Genomic DNA, 7,763 nt, shown 5'->3' on the forward strand with positions numbered 1-7,763 from the left:
GATTTTTTATGAGTATAATCGCTAGGTCTTAGTAGAACTTAGCTCTGTTATCCTGAATATCTGCTTTTTTCTTTAAAGCTTCAAATACTCTTGTAGTTGCCTGAGCTCTTCTGGAAGCACTTTCCTGGTTTGCGAAAGCTTTATAAGATTCCATCTTTGGAGCTTCAAACTTACTTACAAGTTCAGCTATATAAACACCTTTTTCTCCTGCGATCGGTTCGCTCATCTCTCCTTTTTCAAGAGAAAAAACAGTTCCAACTACTTCCGGCTCTTCACCTGCTCCTGCCAGAGTAGGATTGTTAAGATTTACCGCATCTGCAGTCTGAACACTTACACCTTGATTTCCGGCGATTTCCTGTAGAGAGTTTCCTTTAAGTCTTTCCTTAATAAGTTCCGCTTTCTTTTGCTTAATCAAAATTGGAGTGACTTCAGCTGAAGCTTCTTCTACGCTCATCAAGCCCTTATCCTGCTTAGCTGTTAGTTGTGCTACTACGTACCCATTGTTAGTGTCAAATCTTCTTACATCTCCAACTTTAGCGTCATCTTCAAAAGCCCATTGGATCACTCTTCTTTGAGCACCAGCACCAGGAATATTTTCGTCAAGTGCTTTAACATCTTTTACCGTACGCACTTCGTAGTTGCTTTCTTTTGCCACTTTGCTAAAGTCACCTTCAGCAGCAGCGATCTCAAACTTCGTTACTTCGTTAAACTGTTCGTTCATTGTTTTCTCTGAAGCCTGGATCTCTCTTGCGATCGTTGCTACCTTTACCGCTTTAGCAGCTTCAGTTTGATCATCTATAGAGATTACGTGGAACCCAAGAGGTGTCTCCACAACACCTATATCTCCGGTTTTATTATCAAATACGTAGTTTTCAAATGCTGGGATCATCATTCCAGGAACAAAATATCCAAGATCTCCAGCCTGTTCTTTGTTTGAAGTATCCGCAGAAAATTCAGAAGCAAGCGCTGCGAATTTATCAGAATCTGATCTTACAACTCCAGCAAGACTATCAGCTAAAGCTTCAGCTTCAGCTTTGGTTCTATTCCCGGCAGCTCCCAACTGAGATCCAGTGTAGCTAATAAGAATATGACTTGCCTTTACTGAATCTGGAATATTCTTAGTCTCAACAACTTTACTAAGTTTCCAGAATCCGTTTTCTTTATAAGGACCAAAAGATTCACCTTCATTAAGATTGAAGATCTGCTCAGCATTTTCACCTTTCAGATCATTTCTAAATCTAAAAATGTTCTGGTAAGGAAGATCTGAATTGTTGGCTATAAAATCTGCATAGTTATCTGTGCTGTCAAAACCAGGAAGTGTGTCATTTGCACCAACCGCAGCATTATATTCAACTCTTTGGCTTCTCAATTTAGATAGTGCTTCTTTAGCTTCAGATTCATCATCTGTAGAAGCAGCTTCTTCAAAGATCACATATTGCATGCTTCTGGAAGCATCAGATTCGAACCTTGAGGCATGATTCTCGATATAATTCTTGATATCAGATTTAGAAACTTCAACTTCGCTATCTGGAATTGAAGAATAAGGAATCTGAACGAATTTCATATTGATATTATCGTTCTGCATCTTGTAAGCCTGCTCACCTTCCAGTAAAGTAGCCCCAACACCAGCACTTACCATATTGTAGTAAGCATTCATTTTGGCAGTTTGTGCAAGATTGGAAGTAAACTGCTGCCATTGAGCATAAGCTTCTGGAGAGGTTTCTTTCAAATTAGCAACATACTCTCTCAATCTGTTTTCGTCAAACATCCCAGCTTCATTAGAGAAGTTTGGATTTCCAGCCATTTGAGTACGCACAAGTTCAGTAACCTGATCCTCTCCAGCTCTGAGTCCAAGCTTTTCAACTTCTTCTTCAAGAATCACCTGGCGTAATTTCTGGTCCCAGATACGGTTTACAGCCTGAGTAGTACTAATATTATTACCCATATTTCTTTCGAAAGCCTCAACTTCACGGGCGAATTCCTCTCTATCTACATCGTTCCCATTCACGGTAGCGATAACATTTTGAGAATCCTGGCCACTAAAGCCTCCATTTCTAATCACATCGGCCAATACAAAAGAGAAAAGAGCCAGTGCAATGATAATAATCAAGAAAACAGACCGCTGTCTGATTTTGTTTAATACTGCCATTTGAATATAAAATTTGTCAAAATATAGGGGGCGAAAATAAGGTTTTTAGGCTAATAATAAAATTTAAAATTAGCAAATTCTTAACTTTCGATATTTAGTCTTCCGGATTGATTTTCAGCTCAACCAATTCGATTTTGGTGTTGGAAGTTTCCAGGATTTTGATCTCGAAATCCTCGATCTTAATAACCTCTCCCTGCTGCGGAATTTCTTCGGTATGATTTACTATAAATCCGCTCAGGGTCTCGTAGTTTTCACCCTCCGGAATTTCAGTCCTGTAATTCTCATTTAAGTAATCCACTTCCAGCCTTGCTGAAAATTTGTAATGATCGTCACCCAGCTTCTCTTCAATCAGGACTGCTGAATCATGTTCATCTTCAATCTCTCCAAAAAGCTCTTCCACAATATCTTCCACGGTCATCATACCACTTGTTCCACCATACTCATCGATTACCACTGCAATACTCTTTCTTTTTTTGATAAGAATATTCAGAACATCCTTGATCCACATGGTTTCGGGAACAAAGATCACCGGAAGTAATATGGATTTTATAGATCGAGGTCTTTTAAATAATTCGAAGGAATGAACATAGCCAATAATGTCATCTATGGTATCATTATAAACCAACAATTTCGAAAGTCCGGTTTCAGTAAAGGTTTGCACAAGATCACTTGGCGCCTGGTTTTGATCCACGGCTATGATCTCGGTTCTTGGGATCATCACCTCCCTGGCTTTGATATCTGAGAATGAAAGGGCATTCTGAAAGATCTGTATTTCACTATCTACATCTTCGTGCTCTTCAACTGTTTCCATTTGCTCACTAATGAAGTTGCCTAATTCTACTTTACTGAAGGCTAATTGAACTTCATCTCCATCAGTTTTGAAAAACCTCTTCAGAATAATATCTGAGATCCAGATGACAAAAGAGGACACAAAACTGAATAGCAGGTAGAAAATATAGGCAGGAACTGCGAACAATTTCAACATGCTGTTCGCGTAGATCTGGAAAAATACCTTCGGAAGAAATTCCGCAGTCAGCAAAATTACCAGTGTAGAAATAACAGTTTGAGTAAGCAGACTTAGATCTACTACAATATAATTTATGATACTGTTTTGCGGATCGAGACCGCTAAGCCAGTACATCAAAAGGTCACCCATAAAAAAACCATAAACAACCAAAGCTATATTGTTTCCAACAAGCATGGTAGCTATGAATTTTGAAGGTTTCTTGGTAAGACGTTTTAAAACGGTCGCCAGAAAATCATTCTGACGCTTTTCTATCTCTATAAAGATCTTATTGGAGGAAACATAAGCGATTTCCATTCCTGAGAAAAACGCAGAAAGAATTAAAGAGCAAACTATGATTAGTATTTCAACCTCCATTCAGGCTACTTATTACGCTCTTCGTAGCGACGCCTAAATCGCCGTTTGAAGAAGAACATGAATATTGCAATAGCCACAAAGAACAGAAATACATAAGCCCTTTGACGTTGGTCATTCCAGATGCGTACTGCTTCAAAAAGAAAGAATGCAGCGAACAGCAAATATGCATATTCAAAATATTTGAAAAACTTACTCATCTTCTTTTTCTTCTTCTACAATTTGAATTCCAGTATTGGTTCTAGAACGAAAATTACTGAAATCCTGATTAGAATCAAAACCGAGATCTTCAGTATATGAACCATCAGGGAATCTAATCTTGTTTGGTTTGTCTGTAAAAACCCAGCTTCTGTCCTGATCCCAGAATAGCTGACTAGCTTCCAGCTTAGTACTATCGGCAGTAATTATAACCACATTTCCCTGAAGATCGATTAGTTTCGTATCCTCATAAACGATCCCGTAATCTGCCACCACGTTATTTTTTTCATCCTTCTCATCAAAGAACTCTACTTCCACTCCATCAGGAAATTCACGGTAAGGAAAACTTTTATTTGTGAAATCCAGCATGCGCGGACTTTTTAAGGTCGCAACCAGTCTGCCGGAATCTGTGAACTTCAAATTGATACCCTCGGCTGTAGCCTGCGGTGCATCTTCTTCCATGCTAAACGCACGTACCTCACGAAGATTACCTTCGCATGAAAAAAGCATTGTCACGCCTAAGAGCGTGACAATGCCTGAAATTATATTGCTATATGTTAGCTTCATCTTATAGATTCGGCACTTTTACCGATGTACCAATCCAACATCCAAAAGTGATTGATTGTCCAGGCTTGTATTTAGACTGGAAGATATCAGACTTCTGTGGAGCAAGACCTTTATAAGAAGCTGCTGCCTGATTTGCGTTAGATGCGATCGATGGATCAACTCTCGCTGCTCTCGAAGCATAGTCTGCTGCTAACCAATATACTGCTCTTTTAGTGAATGTATCTGTACCACAGCTGTTTGCACTTTTAGCATACATGTTCGCGATCTGTAAGTAAGCGCTACCAAGAGATGGCTTAGCTGCTATCGCTTTATTATAAAAGTTTCTAGCCTGCCCATACTGACCTTTATCTTTATAGTTACCAGCGATTCTATAGTAGATCTTCGCTTGATCAGACTTATTAGTTTCAAGCTCTGCTGCCTGGTTGTAATACTCCAAAGCCTTTGAAGCATTTCCATTAGCTTCAGCTAACTGACCTAAAGAATAAGCAGACTTCGCAGAAGGCTCTAACTTGTGTAAAGCTTCAGAAACCTGGATAAATAGTGGATCTTCAGTACAATCCTTAGCAGAAAGTCTAGCATTCGCATTCTGCAACCACTTCACATCACCCTGCTTTTCTTCGAAATCTTTCTTGTATAGTGGAATAAGGTTACTACAATCTGCTCTTGCACCTAATTTTCCGTTCAATGCATTTCTAACCATACTGTAGTTTTTCAGGTTGATCTCTGCATTCTTGATCTTCTTTTCTTCCTTGGCAGTAAGCTCTTCACCATCTTCCTGCTTTTTCAAAAGTGGAGCCAGCGCCTCTGCAGCATCGTTCTCTTCTTTCTCAATCTTAGCGTATACTTTATCATACTGATCGAAAACATCTTGAAGGTTTCTATCTCCTGCATCCTGCATATCAACTACAAGGTCAAAATATGCATATAATGCTTTAGGGCTGGTGAAATTCTCTACATCTTCTTCCCAGGCTTTGTCGTAAGCCACGTAAAGTTCTTCTTTATCCCCTAGTTTGTTATCATATTTTAACTGAGCGATATCTGAATATACTTTTCCAGCTTTCGTTTTTTCAGGATATAATTCAAGTCTGGTTTCCCATACTTTGATTAATTCCTTTACTAATTCGCCTTTATCACCTTCTTCAGCTTTATCAATCTTGGATTCGATTGCTCTTTCCAAATACTGGTAAGTTGCAAGACTATATTTTGGACAGTCTTCCATCACTTCCATAAGTTTTGGATAAGCTGCTTCGTAATTTTTTGCTTTAGCAGCATCATAAGCTAAAGCTGCGGTAGTTGTACAATCCTGTGCACTAACAGCTCCAGTTCCTACCATGGCAACCGTCAAAAGTGCTAAGAAATTCTTTTTCATCGTTGTAGTTTATTGTGGTTAATCAAATTTTCTTTTTGTGAACCATTTGTCGTTTAAAGAGAGTCCTACAGACAGTCTTAAAAACTTCTCCTGAACTAGTCCGGCATCTCTTGTACCTCTTTGTCCAAGCTCGATTCCGAAGTTTGCATTGGAGAACAATTGTCCAATCGGTAATCCTAACCCAAAAGACATGCCAAACTCATTGATAGATTCACCATTGACTATGAGACCGGTCTCGTCATACCTGAATCCAGCACGGTAAACCACTCTCTCCAGGTAACTTGTAAAAGAATTATAATCTGGAACATAGAATCCTCCCAGACTAAATTGAGACGCATCCTCATACTCTCCTCCATCATTTCTGAAGCTAAAGCTATCCTGGTAAGAACTTGAACCTACATTGGAATACTCAGCTCCAACAAACCATTTATTCGTTTGACCAATTCCGGCTCCAAGGCTGTATTTTGAAGGAAATGTGAATTGAGTTTCACTAAGGTCAAGTTCTCGCTGGTCAATTGTTCGTCCTGTTCCACCAGCAAAATCTATAGTAGAAATTGTTCTGAAGTTTTCAGAATCAAGATCCATTTCTGGCGCGTATGTAGTGGAAATATGAAGACTCAACTTTTCTGAAATGGGACGCTGGTAATTGGCTCCAAAGTTAAAAGCAAAACCTTTAATGTCTGATCTGTTCACATCGCTGGTTCCATATTGTAAACCTTCAGTATTGATACTTTGCGTATTCTGGAAGTTTCCGAAGTTATAGTCTGCATCAACACCTAAACTCAAGTGCTCATTAACTGCATAACCAGCAGACAGGAACACTCTGTTCATACCTCCTCTACCAGTAAGCAAACTTGAAGCATCATCTTCCACATCAAGAATCCTGTATCCTACAGAGGTGTACGGCATCACTCCAAGACCTATACCTATCTCATCACTAATTGGAAATGCAAGTGCTAAATAATCAAGAGATGAGATCTTCGAATTATCTGAGGCTCCATCAGTTTCAAGTTTTACTCTATCGTGACTTGCACCAAGAGTGTAATCTGTAAGCTTTAATCGACCATAACTTGCAGGGTTCTGCAAATTCACGTGGATACTATCCATAAATACGCTTAAACCTCCCATTGACCTGTTTTCCACAGTCCCCTGGAAATTGGTTAAACCAATACCGTAATATGAATAAGGCGAAGAAACATTTTCCTGAGCTTCAGCGATAAATCCTGTAAATAAAGCTACGATTACTATAAATCGTTTAATCATTGAGTCTTGTTAAATTCTAGAATGAAATTAAGTCCTTCTAACAAAAAATTTGAGTTGGCAAATATGCTATTTTTAGTTGGTATAGACAAAAGTTGACTGTCCCCTCCTGTAAATATTACTGTTAAATCTTCAAATTCAGAAGCATAGGTTTCTACAACCCCTTTTAATTCCATTTTAAGTCCGTTAATAATTCCGGATTGTATGCTGCTCTCGGTCGTTTTGCCAATAAGATCAACATCCGGCTTCGCAGATACTAACGGTAAATTTGCTGTAAACTTGTGCAGACTTTTAAATCTCATCTGCAATCCTGGAGAAATTGCTCCTCCAAGGTACTTTTCTTTAGCTGTTTTTAGATCATATGTGATACAGGTACCGGCATCGATGATTAACACATTCTTCTTCGGAAATTGATCTACAGCCGCTGCAACCAATGTAACTCTATCCAATCCAAGAGTGTGTGGTGTATGATACTCATTTTCGAAGGGCATATGAGTATCCATACTTAATCGAAGAAAATTTGTAGCCTTTTCCAGCTGGAAAATGACCTTTGCATCAATTTTTATTACTTCGGAAAGTATCGAATGGGTGATTTGCGGATAGTGTTTGAAAATTTTTTCCAATTCCTGTAAAAAATTTTCTTTTGGAAATACAAGTTTCTCCTGAAGTGTATCGTTTTGATAAACAGCAGCTTTTACTGAAGTATTCCCGGCATCGAGTACTAAATTCATGCTTGATTTTGTTCAACTTCAAAAATACAAAAGCATTTTTTTAAAATTTCCTTTGCCAGTTCCTAAAAATGAAATTATATTTGCCACCGCTTAAACAAGCAACTGGTGCCT

Annotated in this window: 6 protein-coding genes; all 6 read right to left on the reverse strand. The window is 38.7% G+C overall.

Annotation, left to right across the window (positions count from 1 at the left end; all coding sequences use genetic code 11):
* Positions 1-28: 28 nt before the first annotated feature.
* The 6 genes from ACNI3T_RS05150 to ACNI3T_RS05175 all read right to left on the reverse strand — a co-directional run bounded on the left by ACNI3T_RS05150 (position 29) and on the right by ACNI3T_RS05175 (position 7,652).
* Complete coding sequence (locus ACNI3T_RS05150) at positions 29-2,149, reverse strand: peptidylprolyl isomerase (protein WP_418226914.1); 2,121 nt, start codon at positions 2,147-2,149, stop codon at positions 29-31.
* Between the two features lie 94 nt (positions 2,150-2,243).
* On the reverse strand, positions 2,244-3,530 hold the full coding sequence (locus ACNI3T_RS05155; protein ID WP_141876736.1) for a hemolysin family protein: 1,287 nt from the start codon (positions 3,528-3,530) through the stop codon (positions 2,244-2,246).
* A 189-nt stretch (positions 3,531-3,719) separates the two neighbouring features.
* Positions 3,720-4,292, reverse strand: a complete 573-nt coding sequence (lptC, locus tag ACNI3T_RS05160; RefSeq protein ID WP_418226915.1) for an LPS export ABC transporter periplasmic protein LptC — start codon at positions 4,290-4,292, stop codon at positions 3,720-3,722.
* 1 nt (position 4,293) lies between these two features.
* Positions 4,294-5,661 carry a hypothetical protein gene (locus ACNI3T_RS05165; protein WP_322301853.1) on the reverse strand — a complete coding sequence of 456 codons (1,368 nt, stop codon included), beginning with the start codon at positions 5,659-5,661 and terminating at the stop codon, positions 4,294-4,296.
* 18 nt (positions 5,662-5,679) lie between these two features.
* Positions 5,680-6,924: an outer membrane beta-barrel protein gene (locus tag ACNI3T_RS05170; protein ID WP_418226916.1), complete on the reverse strand. Its 1,245-nt coding sequence runs from the start codon at positions 6,922-6,924 to the stop codon at positions 5,680-5,682.
* A complete protein-coding gene (locus ACNI3T_RS05175) occupies positions 6,921-7,652 on the reverse strand; it encodes a type III pantothenate kinase (RefSeq protein WP_418226917.1) in 732 nt (243 codons plus the stop codon). Before ACNI3T_RS05175 ends, ACNI3T_RS05170 begins: the two co-directional genes overlap by 4 nt.
* Between the last annotated feature and the right edge of the window lie 111 nt (positions 7,653-7,763).

Source organism: Christiangramia qingdaonensis (assembly GCF_048381525.1).
Lineage (GTDB): Bacteria > Bacteroidota > Bacteroidia > Flavobacteriales > Flavobacteriaceae > Christiangramia.

Bases quoted from the DNA above. Each gene is read 5' to 3' on its own strand.
- ACNI3T_RS05150 (WP_418226914.1), bottom strand. From the start codon at position 2,149: ATGGCAGTATTAAACAAAATCAGACAGCGGTCTGTTTTCTTGATTATT.
- ACNI3T_RS05155 (WP_141876736.1), bottom strand. From the start codon at position 3,530: ATGGAGGTTGAAATACTAATCATAGTTTGCTCTTTAATTCTTTCTGCG.
- lptC (WP_418226915.1), bottom strand. From the start codon at position 4,292: ATGAAGCTAACATATAGCAATATAATTTCAGGCATTGTCACGCTCTTA.
- ACNI3T_RS05165 (WP_322301853.1), bottom strand. From the start codon at position 5,661: ATGAAAAAGAATTTCTTAGCACTTTTGACGGTTGCCATGGTAGGAACT.
- ACNI3T_RS05170 (WP_418226916.1), bottom strand. From the start codon at position 6,924: ATGATTAAACGATTTATAGTAATCGTAGCTTTATTTACAGGATTTATC.
- ACNI3T_RS05175 (WP_418226917.1), bottom strand. From the start codon at position 7,652: ATGAATTTAGTACTCGATGCCGGGAATACTTCAGTAAAAGCTGCTGTT.